22 protein-coding genes are annotated in these 21,281 nt (G+C 59.9%); 7 read left to right on the top strand and 15 right to left on the bottom strand.

Annotation, left to right across the window (positions count from 1 at the left end):
- Positions 1 to 23: 23 nt before the first annotated feature.
- The 3 genes from ACR0MI_RS15345 to ACR0MI_RS15335 are packed head-to-tail and all read left to right on the top strand — an operon-like array spanning position 24 to position 2,299.
- The gene (locus tag ACR0MI_RS15345; protein WP_170616176.1) at positions 24 to 737 is read left to right on the top strand and encodes an ABC transporter permease; all 714 of its coding nucleotides are present in this window, start codon (positions 24 to 26) and stop codon (positions 735 to 737) included.
- Positions 730 to 1,464, top strand: coding sequence for an ATP-binding cassette domain-containing protein (locus ACR0MI_RS15340; protein WP_170616178.1), 735 nt, complete (start codon positions 730 to 732; stop codon positions 1,462 to 1,464). The genes ACR0MI_RS15345 and ACR0MI_RS15340 overlap by 8 nt, the downstream gene beginning before the upstream one ends.
- A 19-nt stretch (positions 1,465 to 1,483) precedes the next feature.
- Entirely contained in the window at positions 1,484 to 2,299 is an 816-nt protein-coding gene (locus ACR0MI_RS15335) for a substrate-binding domain-containing protein (RefSeq protein WP_170616180.1), read from the top strand.
- 10 nt (positions 2,300 to 2,309) lie between these two features.
- Here ACR0MI_RS15335 and ACR0MI_RS15330 read toward each other — a convergent pair whose 3' ends face one another.
- The 10 genes from ACR0MI_RS15330 to ACR0MI_RS15285 form a co-directional block, all read right to left on the bottom strand.
- Entirely contained in the window at positions 2,310 to 3,182 is an 873-nt protein-coding gene (locus ACR0MI_RS15330) for a helix-turn-helix transcriptional regulator (RefSeq protein WP_170616182.1), read from the bottom strand.
- Positions 3,183 to 3,308: a hypothetical protein gene (locus ACR0MI_RS15325; RefSeq protein ID WP_321253456.1), complete on the bottom strand. Its 126-nt coding sequence runs from the start codon at positions 3,306 to 3,308 to the stop codon at positions 3,183 to 3,185. It abuts the gene before it with no gap.
- Between the two features lie 13 nt (positions 3,309 to 3,321).
- Complete coding sequence (locus ACR0MI_RS15320; RefSeq protein ID WP_170616184.1) at positions 3,322 to 4,581, bottom strand: c-type cytochrome; 1,260 nt, start codon at positions 4,579 to 4,581, stop codon at positions 3,322 to 3,324.
- Complete coding sequence (locus ACR0MI_RS15315) at positions 4,582 to 5,787, bottom strand: formate dehydrogenase subunit gamma (RefSeq protein ID WP_170616186.1); 1,206 nt, start codon at positions 5,785 to 5,787, stop codon at positions 4,582 to 4,584.
- A gap of 73 nt (positions 5,788 to 5,860) precedes the next feature.
- On the bottom strand, positions 5,861 to 6,454 hold the full coding sequence (fdh3B, locus tag ACR0MI_RS15310) for a formate dehydrogenase FDH3 subunit beta (protein WP_058273836.1): 594 nt from the start codon (positions 6,452 to 6,454) through the stop codon (positions 5,861 to 5,863).
- Between the two features lie 11 nt (positions 6,455 to 6,465).
- Entirely contained in the window at positions 6,466 to 9,360 is a 2,895-nt protein-coding gene (locus ACR0MI_RS15305) for a formate dehydrogenase subunit alpha (protein WP_170616188.1), read from the bottom strand.
- Between the two features lie 130 nt (positions 9,361 to 9,490).
- The gene (locus ACR0MI_RS15300) at positions 9,491 to 9,679 is read right to left on the bottom strand and encodes a ubiquinol-cytochrome c reductase iron-sulfur subunit N-terminal domain-containing protein (RefSeq protein WP_170616190.1); all 189 of its coding nucleotides are present in this window, start codon (positions 9,677 to 9,679) and stop codon (positions 9,491 to 9,493) included.
- A 60-nt stretch (positions 9,680 to 9,739) separates the two neighbouring features.
- A complete protein-coding gene (locus tag ACR0MI_RS15295; RefSeq protein ID WP_170616192.1) occupies positions 9,740 to 10,351 on the bottom strand; it encodes a molecular chaperone TorD family protein in 612 nt (203 codons plus the stop codon).
- A gap of 4 nt (positions 10,352 to 10,355) precedes the next feature.
- Positions 10,356 to 10,937, bottom strand: coding sequence for a DUF3306 domain-containing protein (locus tag ACR0MI_RS15290; protein ID WP_170817261.1), 582 nt, complete (start codon positions 10,935 to 10,937; stop codon positions 10,356 to 10,358).
- Positions 10,934 to 11,488 carry a DUF3305 domain-containing protein gene (locus ACR0MI_RS15285; protein ID WP_170616196.1) on the bottom strand — a complete coding sequence of 185 codons (555 nt, stop codon included), beginning with the start codon at positions 11,486 to 11,488 and terminating at the stop codon, positions 10,934 to 10,936. Before ACR0MI_RS15285 ends, ACR0MI_RS15290 begins: the two co-directional genes overlap by 4 nt.
- Before the next feature lie 269 nt (positions 11,489 to 11,757).
- On the opposite strand from ACR0MI_RS15285, the gene ACR0MI_RS15280 reads away from it, so the two are divergent.
- The gene (locus ACR0MI_RS15280) at positions 11,758 to 13,713 is read left to right on the top strand and encodes a 4Fe-4S binding protein (protein WP_170616198.1); all 1,956 of its coding nucleotides are present in this window, start codon (positions 11,758 to 11,760) and stop codon (positions 13,711 to 13,713) included.
- Here ACR0MI_RS15280 and ACR0MI_RS15275 read toward each other — a convergent pair.
- Complete coding sequence (locus ACR0MI_RS15275; RefSeq protein WP_170616200.1) at positions 13,707 to 14,435, bottom strand: cytochrome c family protein; 729 nt, start codon at positions 14,433 to 14,435, stop codon at positions 13,707 to 13,709. The two genes, ACR0MI_RS15280 and ACR0MI_RS15275, sit on opposite strands and share 7 nt — an antisense overlap.
- 112 nt (positions 14,436 to 14,547) lie before the next feature.
- On the opposite strand from ACR0MI_RS15275, the gene ACR0MI_RS15270 reads away from it, so the two are divergent.
- Genes ACR0MI_RS15270 through ACR0MI_RS15260 form a run of 3 tightly spaced genes read left to right on the top strand, consistent with a single transcriptional unit; the run spans position 14,548 to position 16,780 of the window.
- On the top strand, positions 14,548 to 15,609 hold the full coding sequence (locus tag ACR0MI_RS15270) for an Mrp/NBP35 family ATP-binding protein (protein WP_170616202.1): 1,062 nt from the start codon (positions 14,548 to 14,550) through the stop codon (positions 15,607 to 15,609).
- Entirely contained in the window at positions 15,606 to 16,301 is a 696-nt protein-coding gene (locus ACR0MI_RS15265; RefSeq protein ID WP_170616204.1) for a biotin/lipoate--protein ligase family protein, read from the top strand. The genes ACR0MI_RS15270 and ACR0MI_RS15265 overlap by 4 nt, the downstream gene beginning before the upstream one ends.
- Complete coding sequence (locus tag ACR0MI_RS15260) at positions 16,301 to 16,780, top strand: DUF6505 family protein (protein ID WP_170616206.1); 480 nt, start codon at positions 16,301 to 16,303, stop codon at positions 16,778 to 16,780. The genes ACR0MI_RS15265 and ACR0MI_RS15260 overlap by 1 nt, the downstream gene beginning before the upstream one ends.
- 3 nt (positions 16,781 to 16,783) lie before the next feature.
- Here the strand turns inward: ACR0MI_RS15260 and ACR0MI_RS15255 are convergent, their stop codons facing one another.
- The 4 genes from ACR0MI_RS15255 to ACR0MI_RS15240 form a co-directional block, all read right to left on the bottom strand.
- Positions 16,784 to 17,284, bottom strand: coding sequence for a flavin reductase family protein (locus tag ACR0MI_RS15255; RefSeq protein WP_170616208.1), 501 nt, complete (start codon positions 17,282 to 17,284; stop codon positions 16,784 to 16,786).
- A gap of 88 nt (positions 17,285 to 17,372) precedes the next feature.
- On the bottom strand, positions 17,373 to 18,785 hold the full coding sequence (locus tag ACR0MI_RS15250) for an exonuclease domain-containing protein (protein WP_170616210.1): 1,413 nt from the start codon (positions 18,783 to 18,785) through the stop codon (positions 17,373 to 17,375).
- 2 nt (positions 18,786 to 18,787) lie between these two features.
- The gene (locus ACR0MI_RS15245; protein ID WP_170616212.1) at positions 18,788 to 19,306 is read right to left on the bottom strand and encodes a hypothetical protein; all 519 of its coding nucleotides are present in this window, start codon (positions 19,304 to 19,306) and stop codon (positions 18,788 to 18,790) included.
- Between the two features lie 93 nt (positions 19,307 to 19,399).
- Positions 19,400 to 21,223 carry a DUF294 nucleotidyltransferase-like domain-containing protein gene (locus ACR0MI_RS15240; protein ID WP_170616214.1) on the bottom strand — a complete coding sequence of 608 codons (1,824 nt, stop codon included), beginning with the start codon at positions 21,221 to 21,223 and terminating at the stop codon, positions 19,400 to 19,402.
- Positions 21,224 to 21,281: the final 58 nt, after the last annotated feature.

Here is a 21,281-nt window from a genome sequence, read left to right as displayed (position 1 = left end):
AGTTGGCGTTCAAGTGGGATGAAATGCAGGATTTTGCATCAGAATTCAGCAAGGCGATGGCTCTGATCCTGAACGGGGATACAGAGCTTTGGTCGATTGTCCTGCTATCCCTGCGCGTTTCGATCTTTGCCGTGTTGATTTCAGCCGCCATCGGCATGCCCTTGGGTGCTGCTCTTGCCGTGGCTCGGTTTCCGGGACGCCGAGTGCTGATTGTTCTGATGAACGCCCTGATGGGTTTGCCGCCCGTGGTGGTCGGGTTGCTTGTCTATCTGATGTTGTCACGGTCAGGGCCATTGGGCGTCTTGCAGCTGCTTTACACACCAACCGCGATGATCATCGCGCAGGTGGTTCTGGTCACGCCCATCGTCGCAGCATTGACACGACAGGTGGTCGAGATGCTGGCCGAAGAGTATTCGGAGCAGTTGCGCTCGCTTGGCGTGTCGCGACTGGCCTCGGTTCCGGTCTTGTTGTGGGATGCCCGGCTGGCACTCGTCACGGCGTTGCTTGCGGGTTTCGGGCGCGCGATCGCCGAAGTTGGCGCGGTGATCATCGTGGGCGGCAATATCAATCACGTGACGCGGGTCATGACGACCACCATCGCGCTTGAGACATCCAAGGGCAATCTGGCGCTTGCGCTGGCCCTTGGGGCGATCCTGATCGGAATTGCGGTAGCGGTAAATGCCATGGTCAGCGCGCTGAGCCTCAGGGCCGAGCGGGAAGGATTACGCCATGCGTGATCTGTCCGGTGAAATGTATAGAAAACTGCAGGTGAAGGATCTCAGGATCGCGCGTGATGGCAAAGATCTGCTGAATGTGCGGGAACTGACTTTGGACGGGCCTGGCCCGACGTTGATCCTCGGGCCGAACGGGGCGGGTAAAAGCCTTCTTCTCAGGTGCCTGCATGGGTTGATCGCGCCGGACGGTGGTCGAGTGTTTCAGGACAATGTGCCGCTGAATGCCGAACACAAGGCACGTCAGGCGATGGTTTTTCAGCGGCCGGTTCTGTTGCGCCGCTCTGTTGCGGGCAATTTGGGCTTTGTGCTGAAACGACAGGGGCTGAACCAGGCTCAACGCAGGGACCGAATTGCAGAGCTGCTGACCGAGGGCGGGCTGGAAGCCAAGGCGCGTCAAGCGGCACGATCCCTTTCCGGAGGTGAGGCGCAGCAATTGGCCATTCTTCGGGCACTGGCTACAATGCCCGATACCTTGTTTCTGGACGAACCGACCAGCGCACTTGACCCAGGCGCGACGCAGAAAATCGAACAGATGATCTTGCGGGCTTCCATGCGGGGCGTCCGCATCGTGATGGTGACGCACGACATCGGTCAGGCCCGGCGATTGGCGGCAGATGTGGTCATGATGCAGGCCGGTCATGTGGTTGAACATGGCGCCGCCAATCAGGTACTTGAGGCGCCGACAAGCGAAGCCTCGCGACGTTACCTTGATGGCGGACTGGTCACTTGAAAACTCGACGGAGAACTGAATGATCCGAAACTTCATTCGGGCAGCGGTTGTAGCGTTTGGCCTGCAGCTTGCCCCCGCGCAGGCGGAAGCGCCGTTTATCATCGTTCAATCGACCACATCGACGCAGAACTCGGGCCTGTTGGATTACATCCTGCCGGGTTTTGAAGCGGAAACCGGAATTGATGTTCGGGTCGTGGCGGTCGGCACAGGGCAGGCGATCAGGAATGCGATCAATGGGGACGGCGATGTCCTTCTGGTGCACTCAAAGCTCGCCGAAGAGCAGTTCGTTGCTGACGGCTGGGGCGTCGAACGCTTTGACGTCATGTACAATGACTTTGTGCTTGTAGGCCCCAAGTCGGATCCGGCCGGTATTCGCGGCGGCTCCGATGTTCTGGCCGCCCTGTCTGCGGTGGCCGAGGCCGAGGCCCCCTTCGCCTCGCGCGGGGATGACAGCGGAACCCACAAGGCCGAAATGCGTCATTGGGCCAGTGCAGGGGTTGATCCGACCAAAGCGTCGGGGAGGTGGTACAGTGAAACGGGATCGGGAATGGGCGCCACGCTTAATGTGGCAAGCGGGTTGCAGGCCTATGCGCTGACGGATCGGGCCACCTGGCAGTCATTCGGAAACAAGGGCGATCTTGAAATTCTTGTCGAAGGTGATCCGCGCCTTTTCAACCAATACGGCATTATTCTGGTTAACCCGGAAAAGTACCCGGGTGTCAGGGCCGCTGCCGGACAACGTTTTATCGATTGGCTGACAGGGCCTGACGGACAGGCCGCCATCGAGTCCTACCAGTTGGACGGACAACAGCTGTTCTTCCCAAACGCCAGATGAAAGCAGGCGCTCAGCCACTGGCCCCGTTATGATGGACTGTTCCCATACGGGACAGATCGTATCCACCGAATTCGGCTGCTCTGGTGGCAAATCGTTCTGATCGCAGGAATTCCAACAGCTTCTGCAGGGGAGCGTCAAAATAAGCGCGTCGCCAGATTGCAAGGTCCAGCCTCTCGGTATGCGTCGGGACAAAACCAAGATTATACAGTCCGGCCAAGGCCCCCAATCCGAATCCGACCTCGGCTTTGGCATCGTGCAGGGCCACAGCCAGTTCTTCCTCGGTTCGGGCGCAGGATGGCAGCGCGTCCAGATCATCCCGAGTGAGGCCGCAGGTGGACAGTTGACCGTCGAACAGATGTTGGCTTGCCGCACTATCCTGACGGAGTATGACCCGCCGCGCTTTCAGGTCCCCAAATTCCCTGATGCCCGACACGCCTGGGGCCAGCAACAGCCCGCGCTGTCTTTGCGCGATCTCGATAAGGACAACCGGTGCTTCGCCGAAGGTGTTGCGCATCGCCTGGGTGTTGAACCCGTTTTCTTCGTGGATATGCAACACGGCAGCCTGCGCGCTGCGATCTTTCAGGCGGTTCAGGCCGTCGAAAGACCCGTCGTAATATGTTGCCAGCCCCGATCCGCTTTCCCGCAAGGCCCAGTCCAGTAGGGGATCGTGACTTCCTGCGACAATCGGCGGAAGGGGCGGTTCCGCGACCTGCGGCCCGGATCGCGACGCGTTCAGCCAGGCGATGACCTCGGCCCGGGGGAACAGCAGCTTGCCCATTGCGCGCACACAAGGCACCTCGCCCGAGGAGGCCAGATCATAGGCCTTCCGCTCACCAATGCGCAGCAGGTCGGCCAGTTCTTTTGTGGTAAGGTAGTGGGACATTCAGTCGAGGCGCACCGCGGAACCAGACCCTGCGTCCGCAGCACTGAACCCGGCCTGTTTCAGAGCATAAGGCGCGCTGACAGTGATAACGACCATCGCCGCAACGGCGGCAAGAAAGGCTTTCATGGTTCCCTCCGGCTCAGTTTTCCGGTGCGGTGGCGTGGCGCAGAAAGTCGATCAGATCCACTCTGTCCTGTGACCCGGCGATCCGCTGCATCGGCATCTTCGATCCCGGAATGTAATGGTCCGGACCCTGATCGAACAAGGCATTAATTGTGTCCTCATTCCAAACGATATCAGAGTCTTGCAGCGTGTCCGAGTAGAAATATCCGGGCAGGGTGCCCGCCTGCCGGCCAAAAACGCCGTGCAAAGTCGGTCCGGCCCGTCGTTCACTGTCGGGGGTCAAGCTGTGGCAGATCGAGCATTTTCGGGCAAACTGGCGTTCGCCATTGCTCATCTCATCGGGGTTTTTAAGGAAGCTGGGTTCGGCTGCCGCCATTTGTTCCTGATCCCCAAGGGCGGCGACGGGCCAGCTGTACATCGCCTCGTCAATGCCGCCGGCATGGAGGTTCTGACCGTCCGACGAGAAGGCCAATGCCCAAACCGGCCCGCGCAAGGTTGCACGGAAATCCTGCGCGATGCGCCATTCGACCGTGTCGATCACCATGATGTAGCCTTCGCCGTCGCCGACCGCCAAAAGTTTGCGATCGGGGCTAAGCGCCAGGGCAAGGATTGGACGGCGGTCGAGCGTAAAGTCGCGTTCTTCGTCGGTTGTCAGGTCCAGGATGCGCGTCACACCGTCCACGGCGCCATAGGCGATCCAGTTGTCAGTGGAGTTCAGAACCAGTTCGTTAATACCGAACCCGTGTTCGACCATCCGGTCAGTTTCCTGTCCACTGGCAACGTCCCAAACGCGCAATGTACCGTCCATGCCTGCCGAGTATAACGTGGCCCCATCCGGCGAAAAGGTGACGGCATTCACGCCGCTGCCCGCCTGAAGTGTCAGCGAGGCCGAACCATCTTCTGGCCAAATCCCGATGGTTCCGTCCCAACTGGCCGTGGCCACATGCGTCTTCGAGGCGGCAAGCCCAACGATCTTGCCTTTGTGTTGGCCAACGATCTCTCCGTCCGGCCAGCGACGCAGCGTGAAATCGTCTCCGGCGGAATAGACAGCACGGCCGTTGAAGGCGACGGAATTGACGGCGGCCTCGTGCCCTTCAAGCCATTCCGGCTTGCGGTCCGACCACAGCCCGACCGAGTTGTCGAAACTGGCAGTCGCAATCCGTCCGTCCGGCGCAGCGGCGATCCCCATGATCGGCCCGCCGTGACCCTTGAGCGTGAAAAACTCGGCCAAAGCCGGGAAGGGGATCAGGGCCAGTGCTATGACCAGCTTGCGCATCTATTCCGCGGGCGAGGCCGCTGCCTTGCCAGCCTCTTTTTCCTGGACGTCTTCCAGCCACAGCGAATGATGCTCGCGCGCCCATTGTTCCTCGACCTCGCCCGTGCCCATAGCGTCAAATGCGCCTTCCATCCCGACCGAGCCCAAGTAGATATGGGCGATGATGATGGCGATGAACACATACGCGACCATCACGTGCCAGACTTGGGCATACTGCATCTCTTCCTGCGGGGACATCTGCTCGGGCAGGGTCAGGCCCAGCATTTGCGGAAGCCCGGTCGCGTTGGCGACCGAGAAGGTCTTTGCGAACATCGGCAGTTCAAAGGGGAACAGAAGCGACAGACCGGACAAGCTGATCGAGACGCCAAGCAGGATACAGGCCCAGAAGATGATTTTTTGGCCCGCGTTGAACTTCCAGGCGGGCGGGTGACTTCCTTTGGTAAACAGACCTCCTCCGGCAGCGAGCCATTTCAGGTCGGTCCGGTTGGGGATATTGTGGGCGATCCAGTTCACCGTGACGATGATCAGGCCCAACATGAAAGCCCATGCGAGGTTGTTGTGCAGCCATTTGCACCCCTGAGCAATCGTTGCAAACCCTTCCTTGCCGACAAGCGGGATCAGGAAGTCGCGGCCATATAGAGTCAGCAGACCCGTAACGCCAAGGATCAGGAACGACCCGGCAAACAGCCAATGGCCAAACCTTTCAAAGCCACCAAAGCGGGTGACCGTGCGGCCGGTCTTTTCGCCGTCGATCCTGATCTTTCCACGGATCAGGAAGAATAGCAGAAGGACAACAAGCATTCCGCCGATGATGTAGCTGCCATATTCGCGCAGCGGACCGGTGCGGAAGTTCAGCCACCACATGCCGCCGTCCTGAATCAGCACCCCGGCTGCTGGACCTTTGGACGACACCGTCACGTCCGCTGACCCATAGCGCAAAGCGCGATAAACATCGCTGTCCGAGGCAACCCCGCGTGTACCCAACTGGCCCAGCAGGCCTTCGGCGTTGCTTTGCCCGGTGTTGTCCGAGCGATAGCTGTCGTCCACCTTTTCGCCGCGCTGACGCGCCAGGATATCTTCAAGTGTCGAAGCCCCCCCGGTCGCCGACCTGTCAGCAGGGGCGGGGGCATCGGCTTCACTTGATTGGGCGATGGCGGTCTGGGCCACCGAAAATGTCAGCAGCAATACGGTGAGTAAGCGGAACATCTGAACCTCGGTCAAAATCCCTGTTCAGGCGACCCACAATTGCGGGTCGCCTGCTTGGTTCACGAAAACGGGTTTATCCGTCTTTCTGGTCGTAAGCCGTGCCCCAGCCCCATGCGCCCGAGCCAAACCCGCGCGCCACGACGCGCTCGCGGTAGATGGCTGAGACCACATCGCCGTCACCGGCGAGCAGGGCTTTTGTGGAACACATCTCGGCGCAGATGGGCAGTTTGCCCTCGGCGATCCGGTTGCGACCATATTTTGCGAACTCTGCGGTCGAGTTGTTCTCTTCGGGACCGCCGGCGCAGAAGGTACATTTGTCCATCTTGCCGCGCGATCCGAAGTTGCCAGCCTGCGGGTATTGCGGCGCGCCGAACGGGCACGCGTAGAAGCAATAGCCGCAGCCGATGCACAGGTCCTTGGAGTGCAAGACGACGCCTTCCTCGTTCTGATAGAAGCAGTCGACCGGGCACACCGCCATACACGGTGCATCCGAACAATGCATGCAGGCAACCGAGATCGAGCGTTCACCCGGATTACCGTCATTGATCGTCACCACCCTTCGGCGGTTGATGCCCCACGGCACCTCGTGTTCGTTCTTGCACGCGGTCACGCAGGCGTTGCACTCGATGCAGCGTTCAGCGTCGCAGAGAAACTTTGCTCTAGCCATTATCGTCCTCCTTACGCTGCCCAGATCTTGCAGAGAGTACACTTGGTCTCCTGCATCTGGGTCACTGAATCATAGCCATAGGTCTGGGCGGTGTTGGAACTTTCACCCAAGACATAGGGATCGGCACCAGCAGGGTATTTCGCCCTGAGGTCTTCGCCCTGGAAATGGCCGCCGAAGTGGAACGGCATGAAGGCCACGCCGGCACCGACCCTGTTGGTCAGCATCGCCATTACCTTGACCTTGCCACCTTCGGGACCTTCGACCCAGACCTGCGACCCGTCACGAATACCAAGGTTGTTGGCATCGCGCGGATTGATCTCGACGAACATGTCCTGCTGCAGTTCAGCCAGCCACGGGTTCGACCGCGTCTCATCACCGCCGCCTTCATATTCGACAAGACGACCTGACGTCAGGATTATCGGGTAATCCTTTGAAAAGTCGTTCTTCTGGATCGAAGCATAAAGGGTGGGCAGGCGATAGGCATGCCGGTCCTCGTAGGTCGGATAGTCCTCCACCAGATCGCGCCGGTTCGTATAGAGCGGTTCGCGATGCAGTGGGATCGGATCCGGGAAGGTCCAGACGACTGCGCGGGCCTTGGCGTTCCCGAAGGGCGCACAGCCATGAGCGATCGCGACCCGCTGGATACCGCCGGACAGGTCGGTTTTCCAGTTGGTCTCTGGCCCCGCAACGGCGTCGATGGCCGCGCGTTCCTCGGCCGTCAGATCGCCATCCCAGCCGAGGTCCATCAGCATCTGCATCGTGAATTCGGGATAACCATCCTGAATTTCCGATCCAACGCTATAGACCCCTTCAGCCAGCAGGTTGTCGCCATCACGTTCCACGCCAAAACGGGCACGGAAGGTCAGGCCGCCTTCGGCCACCGGTTTGGACATATCATACAGGTTCGGTGTCCCCGTATGACCCATTTCCGGCGTTCCCCAGCAGGGCCAGGGCAGACCATAATATTCGCCGTCGTTGGGGCCACCAATGGCCTGCAGCGTGGTTCTGTCGAACGTGTGCTGGTTGGCCATATGGCTTTTCAGACGTTCCGGCGACTGACCGGTGTAGCCGATGGTCCAGAGGCCCGAGTTGAACTCACGCGTGATGCTTTCAACATTCGGGGTTTCGGGGTCTTCCATCTCGATATTGCGGAAGAACCGATCCGCCCAGCCGAACTTGTTGGCGAACTTGGCCATGATGACCTCGTCCGGAAGGCTTTCGAACAGCGGATCAACCACCTTGTCGCGCCACTGCAGCGAACGGTTCGACGCTGTGACCGAGCCACGGGTTTCGAACTGCGTGCAGGCGGGCAACAGGTAGACCCCATCGGTGCGGTCATGTAGAACGGCCGAGACGGTGGGATACGGGTCGATCACGACCAGCATGTCCAGCTTCTCCATCGCCGTTTTCATCTCCGGCCCTCGCGTTTGCGAGTTAGGAGCGTGACCCCACAGAACCATGGCACGGACGTTGTTGTCCTGATCCATGTTCGCCGGGTCTTCCAGGACACCGTCGATCCAGCGGGAGACCGGGATGCCACGTTCGTTCTGAAGTGGTTTGTCCTTGCCTTCCTTGTCCTTGATCGTGGCGAACTGACCAGCCAGCCATTCCGGTTCTTCACCCCAGACACGGGCCCAATGGCCCCAGGCACCTGCCGAAAGGCCATAGTAGCCGGGCAGGGTGTGTGACAGAACGCCCAGGTCCGTCGCGCCCTGCACGTTGTCATGGCCGCGGAAGATGTTGGTCCCACCACCCGAGGTGCCCATGTTGCCCAAGGCAAGCTGCAACACGCAGTATGCGCGTGTGTTGTTGTTGCCGTTGGTGTGCTGCGTACCGCCCATGCACCAGATCACGGTGCCGGGACGGTTGTTGGCCATGGTGCGCGCAACGCGCTTCAACTGCGAGCCCGGAGTACCGGTGACGCGCTCGACCTCATCCGGGCTCCACTTGGCAACCTCTTCACGGATCTGGTCCATGCCCCAGACACGGGTGCGGATGAACTCTTTGTCCTCCCAGCCGTTGTCGAAGATGTGCCACAGGATGCCCCAGATCAGCGCAACGTCTGTGCCGGGGCGGAAGCGGACATATTCATCCGCATGCGCCGCGGTGCGCGTAAAGCGCGGGTCGCAGACAATCAGCGGCGCGTTGTTCTGCTCTTTCGCGCGCAGAACGTGCAGCAGCGAGACGGGGTGCGCCTCGGCCGGGTTGCCGCCGATGATGAAGATGGCCCGGGAATTATGGATGTCGTTATACGAATTGGTCATGGCGCCGTAGCCCCATGTATTCGCAACACCCGCAACAGTGGTTGAGTGGCAGATACGGGCCTGATGGTCCACGTTGTTCGTGCCCCAGTAGGCGGCGAACTTGCGGAACAGATAGGCCTGTTCGTTGTTATGCTTCGCGGACCCCAGCCAGTACACGCTGTCCGGTCCGGATTCTTCGCGGATGCTCATCATGCCGTCGCCGATCTCGTTGATCGCCTCTTCCCAGCTGATGCGCTTCCACTCGCCGCCTTCCTTTTTCATCGGATATTTGAGGCGGCGTTCGCCATGGGCATGCTCGCGGACCGAGGCCCCCTTGGCGCAGTGCGCACCCAAGTTGAACGGGCTGTCCCAACCGGGTTCTTGCCCGATCCAGACACCGTTCTGCACTTCGGCGACGACTGTACAGCCGACCGAACAGTGTGTGCATACGGATTTGATATTCTCAACGGCCTGGTTTGCCGCTGTCTGGGCGCTGGCTGGCGTCACGGTTCCACCCGTGGCGCTGATCGCGGCAAGGCCGCCGATCGTCAGGCCCGAGCCACGCAGGAATGCGCGGCGATCGACGGTTTTTTCGCCGACCTGGGACAGGATACTTGTCCGCTGGGGGCGTCTCGCAACCCCGTTGGTCTTTTTCCTAAGCATTGTTTTCCTCCCTTGCTGGCCATGTGAGCCATGGCTGGCTTGGTACTGCTGAAGCCGACGTCAGGGCCAATCGCAACCGTCAGTCGGGTGTGACGTCGTCCGGATCAGACCCGGGCGCTGTCGTCGCGGCTCAGAAGCGCGCGCTTTTCAAGTATGCGCGTGTATGCGCTGTGTTCTGAATCCGGGTCTCGTCCGTCGGCAGCTCGGCTGCCTCGGCTTTCCCGGTCAGGCTGGCGGCGGCAACGGCAGCGGGTGCTGCGGTTCCAGCCAGTTTCAGGAAATCGCGGCGTGTGGCGCCGTCTTCCTTGGTCTTGCTCATGGGCTCCTCCTTCCCAATTGCGATTTAGCGCCGTTTAGGGCGCTGGCGAATGGCAGCAAGTTACGCTGCCGTCATCCGGAAAGCCTCCCGCTCGATCTCCATGAAAACCCGACCGGCTGTCCCGACCGAGGCATAGAGAACCGAAGCTTCGGCGGCTTCGAGATCCGAATAGAAATGCATGGCCCATGGGCCGATGTGCTTGTTCCAGAACACCTTCTGGTCCTCCAGCGTGGCAGGCGCGCCAAAGCGCCCGACGATCATGCCCGCCATCATCTCCATCAGCGACGCGATGTTGTCTTCGGGTTCAAACACGTTTTGCGCCCGGGTAATCCCACGCGCTGCCATGTCGTTGCGCAAATGGGCCAGTGGTTTCTCGTTCAGGAAACCTGTCAGATAGAAGCTGGCATAAGGCAGCAACTCGCCCCGACCCAGCCCTATGAACAGCGCATTGAACTCCCGTTCCGCCGCTGCACGTTTGGTGACTTTGGCAACCCTTGCCATGGCCTGAATGGCCTTGCCCAGTTCAGTGTCGTCGCCACCCAATCCGGCCATCTGATCCAGCAGCAACTGATCCGGCGGGCCCGCCAACAGCAAACCAAGGAAGTTGTAGAAATCCGCGCGCAGTCGGTCTTCGGCCGAGACATCCAGGTTTTGCGCGTTGCTTGCGGTCATTGGGTTATCCTTCGAATTCAAACTTCATACGGCGCGGGGCAGGGGTTAGTTCGGTATCGTCAGGCGTATCGCTTTCTGCGACCTGTACAGGTTCCGGTCGCGTGTCCTCAACGAGTGCCGGTTCGTCCCGGACTTCGGTGATCACCTCGTCCTCGCCTTCGGGTGGACGTTCTTCTTCATCATCTTCGGCGGCCAGCGCCTCGACATGGGCCAGCATACCTTTGCCGACCTGATAGGCCGTCTGAATGTTCTCGATGACGCATGCGGCGTCCGTATAGTCCTCACCGTAGTCGACCAGCCCGTCCACATTGGCCAGAACCGGATTCAATCGCCACAGGCGTCGCAATGCACGTCGGCGGAGGCGGTCGGGGACGGCCTGGGCCATGAACCCTGAAATGTCGTCACCGGGTTTCAGATCATCCGGGTCCGGCAGATCGAATGCGGCAAGAATCTCCGCATCTGACTTCTCTTCCAGCTCTGCCTGCTGTTCTGCCACTTTCTGCGCTTCGGAGGAGGTGCGTTCAGCCTCGGCTTCCGCCTGAACGGCAGCCTTGCGGCGGGACCAGAAATCGCGCACTTCCGTCATTGCACGATCCTCCGCGGCGCGCGATACACGTCCGAGGCCTGCCGAATGCGCGCATCCCCTTTTCCATCTTCCACCAGATCGGTCCGTTTCTTGTCACGGCGGCGTTTGACGAACACCTCATCCCGGTGATGTTGCAGGGTAAAGTCGCGCACCCACGCAATCAGACCTTCGCTCATGGGGATTTTTTCGACGATCTCTTCTCCGGTATCTGCATAGTCCTGACCTTCAAAAGGAGAAGCCGTGATTAGAACCGCATTCAACGGATGATCTCCGTCAAGCTCGTCCCGCAAGACCAGATAGACGGACGGCTGAATGTCAGCGAGGTTCACCATGTAGGCTTCGGTTTCGTCTGCCCAGAGTGTCAGCGGAAGGGTGGCTGCGTGGTACTCCACGGCTTCCCCCTCGCGGCGCAATTCCTTCCAATCTGCAGGTCCTGCTCCGGGCAAAGCCGCCACTGCACGCCAGCTCCACCGCGCCCAACGGGTCACACCCGGTGTTTTGCGCACAACAACGCCAACCGGCATTTCGATCTGATTTGCGGCCCTGGCCACCTAATCCTCCCCGAAAGGCTCTCCCCTGCCTTCCTTGGTGTCCACTATGGTACACAATACGGCTTTTCGCCAAGCATCTTATTAGAGCGAAACATGACAATTGATCACCACAAGTTTATTTTTTAACCAATTGGTAATGAATTTTGGTGCCCGGGCGAGGGTTATGCGGGGTCGATCCGGCGAATAAACCCTTCTTTGGTGCCGTGGACATTGCCTCACTGCGCATACGGCTTAATGTGCTGAGGGTGGGGAAAGCGATGGGGATGGATATGGCCATAAAGATGCTGCTTTGCGATTGCGCAGGAACCCAATCGCTGGATGCGGACAAGGTGGCCTCGGCCTGCGACGTGGCGTGTTCCAAAATTCACAGCGCGCTGTGCACGCGGGAACTGGAAGCCGCCGCCGCTGCGCTGAAAGGCGAGGATACGACAATCATAGCCTGCGGGCAGGAGCAGGACGTGTTTCGTGACCTTGCCGACGATCTGGGTGTTGAAACGCCCGGCTTTGTCGATCTGCGCGACCGCGCAGGTTGGTCCGAACAGGGGCAGGATGCGGCACCCAAGATGGCTGCGCTGGCCGCCGAAGCACTGCTGCCGCAACCGATCACTCCCAGCGTCGATGTCGTTAGCGAAGGGACCTGCTTTATCATTGGGCCGGGCGAGGCCGCTTTTGCGCTGGCCGGGCGCTTGTCAGATACTTTGGCGATCACGGTTTTGGCCACGGATGACGCTGTACCGGTCTCCAGATCGTTTGACGTCGTGCATGGGGAACTGCGCACGCTGAATGGGGCGCTTGGTGCGTTCTCGCTGAAGCTGGACAGGTTGAGGCAGTTGAAACCCGGCGGGCGGGGCGCGTTCGGTTGGACCGACGCAAAGGATGGCGCGCGATCGGTCTGCGACATTGTGATCGACCTGACCGGCGGCACCCCATTTGTTCAGGCCCCGGCCAAGCGCGAAGGCTACCTGCGCACCGATCCGCGCGATGCGCTGGCCGTCGAAAGGGTGGCGTTTGATGCGGCGCAATTGGTTGGAACGTTCGAAAAGCCGCTCTATGTTCGTCTCGATGAAACCCTTTGCGCCCATTCCCGGGCGGAACAGGTGGCTTGCACGAATTGTCTGGACATTTGTCCGACGGGTGCAATTACTCCGGCCGGAGAACACGTCGCAATAGATCCGATGATCTGCGCCGGATGCGGCGAATGTTCATCGGTTTGCCCGTCGACGGCGATCACCTACGAGGATCCGCCCCTGGCCGCTTTGCTGTCCCGGATGCATGTCCTGGCGCGCACCTACCGAAGGGCCGGAGGCATCGCTCCGCGTTTGCTGGTTCACGATGCCCATGGGGCCGAGATGATCCGGCTTGCTGCCCGGTTCGGTCGGGGCTTGCCTGCGGATGTGATCCCGCTGGAACTGAGCGTGATCTCGGGCTTTGGTCATGCGGAAATGCTGGCCGGTCTGGCCCACGGATTTGCACGAGTCGATGTCCTGCTTTCGCCAACGACCGAAAAGGACGCGCTGGACAAGGAACTGATGCTGGCGCAGGCAATTGCCGATCCCGAGTGTCTTGGTGTGATTGATGAAACTGACCCGGATGCACTGTCTGACCGTCTTTACGATCAGCATGTCCCGCAGGCTTTGACCGATCCGGTCCTCCCCTTGGGAAATCGTCGGCAGGTCGCGCGACTGGCAGCGCAGGCGCTGAACCCTGGCGCCCATGAGCCGATCACTTTGCCACAGGGCGCGCCATATGGGGCCATTGCTGTTGATACGGATGCCTGCACGCTGTGTTTGAGCTGCGTGTCGCTGTGCCCGTCCGGCGCATTGGTCGACAACCCGGATATGCCGCAACTGAATTTCCAGCAGGACGCGTGTTTGCAATGTGGCCTGTGTCGGACGATCTGCCCCGAAAAAGCGATTGCTCTGGTCCCGCAGCTGGACCTGAGTGACAAAGCCCTGTCTCAGCAGGTGTTGAACGAGGAAGAACCCTTTGCCTGCGTCGAGTGTGGAGCGTTGTTCGGTGTGAAGTCCACGGTCGAGCGCATTATGGACAAACTGTCGGGAAGCCATCCGATGTTTGCCTCATCCGAACAGGCGCGGATGATCCAGATGTGCGACAATTGCCGTGTAAATGCGCAGTTTCAGCACCAGGACAATCCTTTTCAATCCAGCCCAAGGCCGCGTGTTGTCACCACCGAGGACTACTTCTCGAAGCGAAAGGATCACTGATGCTGCAGTGGCGCGCCCAGATCGGCCGCGCGGATGTTCGATACGAAGGCGAGGATGGCCTCCAAGTCCTCCAGCGTGATTTCGACCGGGTGAATAGGCGAGGGCCGGGTCGGATCGAACGGCGGTGTCAGCCCCGCGATTTGCGTGAACGAAGGGTGCGGGTTCAGCGCAAAGAAGGCTTCGAACCGCTCCGACCAGTCGGGCATGGCGCGCAGAACCGCAAAGGAAGGGGTCGAGCCCAGACCGTTCATGCGGTTGCGCGGACCAATAACATGACACCTTCCGCAATGGGTAAACGACAGCTCGCGCCCGATCTCAGTGTTCGCGTTCGTTGCCGTTTCTTCTGCAGTTTCAACGGTGTCAAACTGCGTATCGAAAGGAGGGCCCTGATCCGGCACAAAGCTTTCGATCGTGCGCTTTCCAATGTCCGACAGCATCCAGTCCTCAAACCGGACCTGGCGGGGGTCATCCTGAATACGAAGATGGTAGGTGACGCCATCCCGGGCAAAGACGGGCTTACCCGGCGGGGAGGCCGCCACAGACATTATCCCGTTTTCATCGGCGATAACCCGGATTCCGGTCTTGAGGGAAAAGCGCGGAAGAATATGTTGCAGTAGACCCGAGTCCCTCACCTGATCCGGAGCCGCAAGCCCAAGCGCCTCCTGCGATAACGAAGGGGTGGCAGACAGCGACAGGCTCAGGCACAAAAGGATGGCACGCATTCCCCAAGCCTAGCGGCGATAGGCGGATAGCGTCAAATAAACTGAAAAAGACGGAGACACATGCAATGACAGGCGATACCCACACTATGGGGCGGAACAAGGAAACAGATGCATGAGTGTTCGTGACGCGGTTCTGGCGAATCTGAAAAAGATCACCGACCCGGTTTCGGGTCAGGACATCGTCAGTGCAGGTGTGGTGCGCGCCCTGAATGTCGAAGGTGAAACCGTTCGTTTCGTGCTGGAGATCGACCCGAAACAGGCCGAGCGGATGGAGCCGGTGCGTGCCGCCGCCGAACAGGCCGCGAAAATGGTCGAGGGCGTTGAAAAGGTATCCGCGATGATGACCGCGCATTCCGAAAAGGCGCCGCCGGATCTGAAGCCGAAACCCAAGCCTTCGCAAACGGGGCCACAGCCGGTTGCGGGTGTTGACCGGATCATCGCAGTGGCATCTGGCAAGGGCGGGGTCGGTAAATCGACTGTTTCCGCCAATCTGGCCTGCGCACTGGCCGCCGAAGGTCGCCGTGTTGGACTGTTGGATGCGGATGTTTACGGGCCATCGCAGCCGCGTATGCTGGGGGTTTCCGGACGACCGGCAAGCCCTGACGGAAAAACGATCCTGCCGTTGCGCAATCACGGTGTCACCATGATGTCGATGGGCCTGATGACCAACGAAGGGCAGGCGGTTGTATGGCGTGGCCCAATGCTGATGGGTGCGCTGCAGCAGATGATGAACCAGGTGCAATGGGGTGCACTGGATGTGCTGATCGTCGATCTGCCGCCCGGCACCGGCGACGTGCAACTGACGCTGAGCCAGAAATTCCGGGTGGATGGCGCCATCGTCGTGTCAACTCCGCAGGATGTGGCGCTGATCGACGCCCGCAAAGGCATCGACATGTTCAATCAGCTCAAAACGCCCATCGTGGGGATGATCGAGAACATGTCGACCCATATCTGTTCGAATTGCGGACATGAGGAGCATGTATTCGGACACGGCGGAGTGGCCTCCGAAGCCGCTGCGCTGGGCGTTCCGCTGCTGGGGGAAATTCCGCTGCATTTGGACATTCGCGTCGCAGCCGATGCCGGTGCGCCGATCGTGGTCAGCAAGCCAGACAGTCCGCAGGCCGAGGCGTTCCGCAAGATCGCCCGCGACATGATCGCCAAGGGCCAGGCATGATCGAGCCGGTCTTCCCCCCATTGCTGACCGGACATCCGGTTCAGGGCGGGGAAGACCCGTTTGACCGCGCGCAGGCCATGGCTGCGCTGGGCTGTGACGCGGGCGCGGTCGTTTACAATATTCAGGCAGACCGTCTGCGGGTTGCGATTGTCTTCGCGCCCGAGGTGCCGCTGCAGGACGCAATGGCAATGCTTCCGTTGTGCGCGGTGGGTTTTCAGAACGCTTTGGGCGCGCTGGCCCCGCCCGAGGTTGCCGTACATCTGGGCTGGGACGGTTTGGTCTGCGTGAACGGTGCTCGGTGTGGGCAGTTTCGGGCCGCTGCTTCCGCCACTAGTTTGGAAGAAATCCCTGACTGGTTGGTCATCGGGTGGGAACTGGCCTTGTTGCAGACAAGCGATGCACCCGGGGAAAATCCTGATGTCACCGCGCTGTATGACGAAGGCTGTGCCGAAGTCGGCCCGGTGCAGTTGGTCGAAAGCTGGTCGCGTCACATGCTGACATGGCTCAATCGCTGGCAAGAGGACGGCAACGGCCCGTTGCACGCAGAATGGATGGGACTTCTGCGCGGCGTGGGTGAGCCGATTGAAGAACAGGGCGTCTTCCTTGGCACGGATGAAAGGTTCGGTATGCTGATCCGCAAGGGTTCGGACACCCAACTGCGCCCACTGACTGAATTACTGGAGGCATCCTGATGAAATTGGCCCGTGCCATTCACTTTGACGAAAGTGACATGAATGTCTTTCAGTCGCCTGCGCGCACCGGTGAATGGTGTATTTCGGGCGGGTTCGAGTTTTCGAACTGGGGGTCGGCTGATCTGGCAGGCAAGGCGCGGCAGGCCTTTGCCAACGGCTGGCTGGGGCTTGAGACATTCGGACGGGTGACATTCGTCGCCGTTACCAAGGTCGAACCATCCGAACTTGACCAGATCGCGCAGAGCCTCGCGGATCATTTCGTCCGTTTCTACGGAGCCCCGTCAATCGATGCAGCCCTGGGCGTTGCACAGGCCGAAATTGACCATATGTCCGGCCTGTGTGAAGAACACGCGCCCAACACGCTGCTGACCGTTGCTCGCGAGTTGACCGATTCAGGTGTTCATGAAGCGTTTCGCGTCATCGTTCCCCAAGATGCTGAACTTGAGGCGCTTGCCGTCCATGGGTCACTGGACGAATAGCGTTCAGATCGTATCGACAAAACCACCGAACTGACCGCGTTTGAAAATCAGGCCCTGACCGGTCCGGTACATCGCGGTTTCGACGCGGCCCACCAAGATCAGGTGATCGCCCGCTTCGTGCCGGTCGTGCAGATGGCAATCGAACCGCGCCAGGCAGCCGTCCAGTTGAGGGCGACCGGCATGATCCGCGCGCCAGTCTGCATGCGAGAAATCAAAGCCGTTTCGGGCAAACTTCAATGCCTGATCCTGCTGCTCCTGCGCCATGACGTGGATCGAATAGTCCGTGCATGCGCTGAAGGCGTCAAAGCGGTTGGAATCCTTGGCAAGGCACCACAGAACCAGCGGGGGATCCAGCGACACCGAGGAAAAGGAATTCACGGTAATGGCGCGCGGTCCGGCGGCCGTGTTGGTCGTGATGACCGTCACACCTGTGCCGAAACAGCCCAACGCCTGGCGAAAGGCGTTGCTGTGATCCGGGCCGGGGGTGAAGGTTCTATCCGTCATTGCGCGCTCGTGTTTTAGACGCGCATCAGGTGCCATGAGCGGTCGGGTTTGTCCATGGAAAGGTGAAAATGGCGTGAATATTTACGCGTCAGTTCAGATCTTCCAGCAATCGCCCATGTTTGCGTGTTTCGACCAGAACATCGCCAAATGTCACCATCCCGCGTGCCCGAAGCATGGGCAGCATCTTGACCAGAGCCTCGGCCGTCGCGACGGCATCGCCCAATGCCGTATGGCGCAGCGCCTCCGGGATTGTGATGTCCAGTCGCTCGCATAGTGCATCCAGAGTGTGTGTGTCGCTGGCACCGAACAGCACTGCCGACAGCAGGACCGTGTCCAAAATCAGGTGGTTCCATTCCACACCCATGCGTTTCTCATGCCGGCGCATAAACGCCATATCGAACGGGGCGTTGTGGGCCACAATGACCGCATCATGAGCGAACTGATGAAAAACACGCCCAGCCTGGGCAATGTCCGGAGCCCCCTGGACCATGTGGTCGCTGACCTTGTGCACCTTGGTCGAAGCCGGAGGGATCGGAATTCCGGGGTTGACCAGCAAATCCAGATGCTCACCTTCGACGATCCGGCCCTTGACCACCCGGACTGCGCCGATCTGCACAACTTCATCCTTGTGCGGCAGCAGGCCCGTGGTCTCGGTATCGAACACCACGAAACACAGGTCGGTCAGGGCGCGATGTTCGAATTCTACATCGGTGGCTCCGTCCAGCAGATCGAAATTGTAAACCAGCGGGCGGGCGGCCTCGGGCGGGATATTGGCGGCGCTGTCATCGAAGATCAGCATATAGCCGGGCGCATGGCCCAGGGGTTTCATACGCGCGGCATAGCTTTGGTTGCCATCAATGCTGATCAGCGTACATGCGACCTCGAGCCCGGTTTTGCACATCTTCTCATACGCCGCTGTCAGCGGGTTCGGCTGCAGATACTCGAAAAGAGAGGCGTTCAGCCTAGGATGGGAAATCTGGGCCAAAACCTCGGCGGCCTGCGCGTCGTAGAGAACGATTTTATGGGTCGGACCAGCCAGCAGCATTGCCACCGGAATTTCCGTCAACAGCGCCGTAAGCTTCCGCTTTTCAGCCGCGAGATGAGCAGTTTCCGCAGCGACGGCTTCGGCGATATCAAGGGTCTTGTCAGTGAGCCGATCCGCAAGCCCTGCCGCTGCCGGGGCCAGATCCCCCAAATACCGAGCGGCCTGAAGGTCAAGGTCGCTGCTAACACCGGCATGCGCACGGGCGCGCAGTTCAGCCGACAAGCGCTCGATCGGTTTCGCGACATTGTCGTCAAACAACAGCCAGACTCCGACACTTAGCGCCAAAAGGCCAAAGGCGATAAGAATACCGGCAAAAACAAACGCATTGGCCAGGTCCGGGTTGCCCGTTCGTGCGTATCCGACCCACAGGGCTGCAATGCAGACGGTCAATCCGCCAAGTGCCAGCAGACAGAAGAACAGGAATACTCTCAGGCGCAGGCTCAGCCGGGTCAGCATGATCAGACCTCGCAGGTGGCTTCTATGACCGGGTCTCCGGAACCCGCCGCGATCCAGGTGGCATTCAGCAGCCGTCCGTCATCGGCGAATTCTGCACCATCTGCCAGGTTAGCGCGGCTGTTTTCGGCGCAATTGACTGCAACGGGCAGTTTCGAAACCGGGGCCCAGCGACCGAAGAAGTATAAATCCACCAGGCGTTGCTCGGGAACCTGCGCGTTGGTGCGTACCGATACGGTATCGATCGCGGCAAAACGATCCACGAAGGGCACGGCATAGGTCCAAGGTCGATAGAAGGCGCGGCTTTCGACCTCCTGCACGATCTCCATTCCTTCAGGCAAGGTTTCAAGCTGGCGCCCATACCACGAATATTCGCTGGCGATGGTCACTCCGATCATCCCGGCACCGGCGGCAACCGGCGCGGTCCAGCGGGGCAGACGGCCACCGGAAAGCTTGTTCAACAGCATTGCGATGCCTGCAAAAGCAAAACCTGCAAAAACCGTACCGATCAATTCAAGAAACATGGCCAACCTTTCTGACTCAGGCGCGTCTCGCCTCTTCTTCTTGTTCCAAATACGGTCGCCGAAAGCGATCCCATCGTACTCGTCAAGCTACACTTAACCCAACATGCCCTTGCCGTGGCCTACCGCCGACTGCATCGTTTTTACCACGACAAAGGCATCGCGCAGATGACTTCGCTCAAAGTCGGACAAATCCGACGGGGGCAGGTAATTGTCGGGATCTTTCGCAGCCTTGATCTGCCGAACCTGATGTTCCAGCCGGGTTTCGGCAATCAGATCGTAGGCGTCCAGTAGATCCCGCGCGCCAGCTGGGCTCAGCACGCCGCCGGCCTCGGCGGCTTTCAGGCGTGCACGTGTGTTGGCTTCGGTGAATTGCCCCTGCAGACTGTAAATCCGGGCCAGATCCACCACAGGCACGACTCCGTTGTGTTTCAGATCCAGCGTGTTTCGATGCTCGCCCGAACGGATCGTCGCAAAGCCGCGGAGCAAGCCCAATGGCGGCGTGTGCTTGAGCGAGTTGGAAATCATGTGGGCGACAAAGATTGAATTTGCACTGGCCGCGCCAAGCGTGCCTGCCTGAAGATCCGAGAACAGCTCGAACGCGCCGCCGATGGGGCGCAGGTCGAACATAACCGAGGCCAACATCTGTGCCTCGGGGTTGGGTTTGGCGATCCAGCCCTTGAAATAGTCGCGCCAGACGCGGACCGGCTGACACCAGCGCGGATTGGTGGCCATCATGTCGCCGGGGCAATAGAAATACCCGCAGGTGTCCAGCCCGTCCGAAACAAATTTGGCCAGATCAGCAAAATAGGGCATCTGGGCGTCCGTCACCTTATCGTCCAGCATCAGGCAGTTGTCCTGATCTGAAACACCCGTCTGTTCCTGCCGCCCTTGCGAACCGCACGCCAGCCACAGATAGGGAACGGGTGGCGGCCCAAGTTTGCCTTCGGCCAATACCAGCAAGCGCCGGGTGGCAGTATCGGCAATGTCGGTGATCAGACGAGTCACGATCTCATGCCGGTTCCCTCCGGCAACCAACTGCACCAGCAGCTGAGGGATTTCGGCCGTCACCAGCGCCATCTCCTCGGCGGATTGGGCGCGGGCGATCCGACGCACGAGTTCGGCGGAATTGACGGCCTGATAGTGGGTCAGGTCCGTTTGCGTGACGATGCCGACAAGACGTCCGCCTTCAGAAATGGGAATGTGGCCGATGCCGCGCTCCATCATCACATGCAGAACGTCCGAGCCGATATCCGAGGGCGAAAGTGTGACCGGATTTACTGTCATGATCGACGATACCGGCGTTGTTGCGGACATTCCGTCTGCCACGAACTTGCTTGCGATGTCCCTCAGCGTAGCAATGCCCAGAAGGGTCCCGCCTTCGGTTACGCAAAGCGACGAGATATGCCTTTCTCGCATCAACTGCGCCGCCTTCTGAACCGGGGTGGAAGGTGGGCAAGTCGCAGGATCGCGTGCCATCAACACGTCAATAGCGGTGGTTGCCAGACTTTGCGGAGTGGAGCGGTTGCCCCGGGTTCGGTTGAAGAATCTCGAGACCACATCATGATCGTCGATCAGTTGGCGCACCAGAGCGGGCGGCAGCAGAATCAGAACAGACGGCGTGTCCGCGCGCGCATGCGTTGCTGCCTTGCCGTCTTTCAGTAGCCCCCGCTCGCCAAAGGAGTTGCGTAGACCAAGGTGGGATACGACCGCTCCGTTTTCATCTGTGATTTCGACCTGTCCTTCGTAGATTACGAAAACACCAGGCAGGGGGCCGCCCAACGCGTAAACCGGGCTATTCGCTTCGACCTCGTGAACCTCGATCTGCCGGGCAACGGCGTCCAGCGTATCCGAGGGCAGGGCGTCATAGGGGTGAACGGATTTCAGAAACCGGGTGATCTCATCATGGGACAGGGGCATAGGGTCGTCCTTGGCTTCTGAATGAAAAGCCCCGCCCGGTGGGATGCCGGGCGGGTAC

The sequence above is a fragment of the Ruegeria sp. D4 genome (genome assembly GCF_056534475.1).
This window is presented reverse-complemented; position numbering and strand designations above follow the sequence as displayed.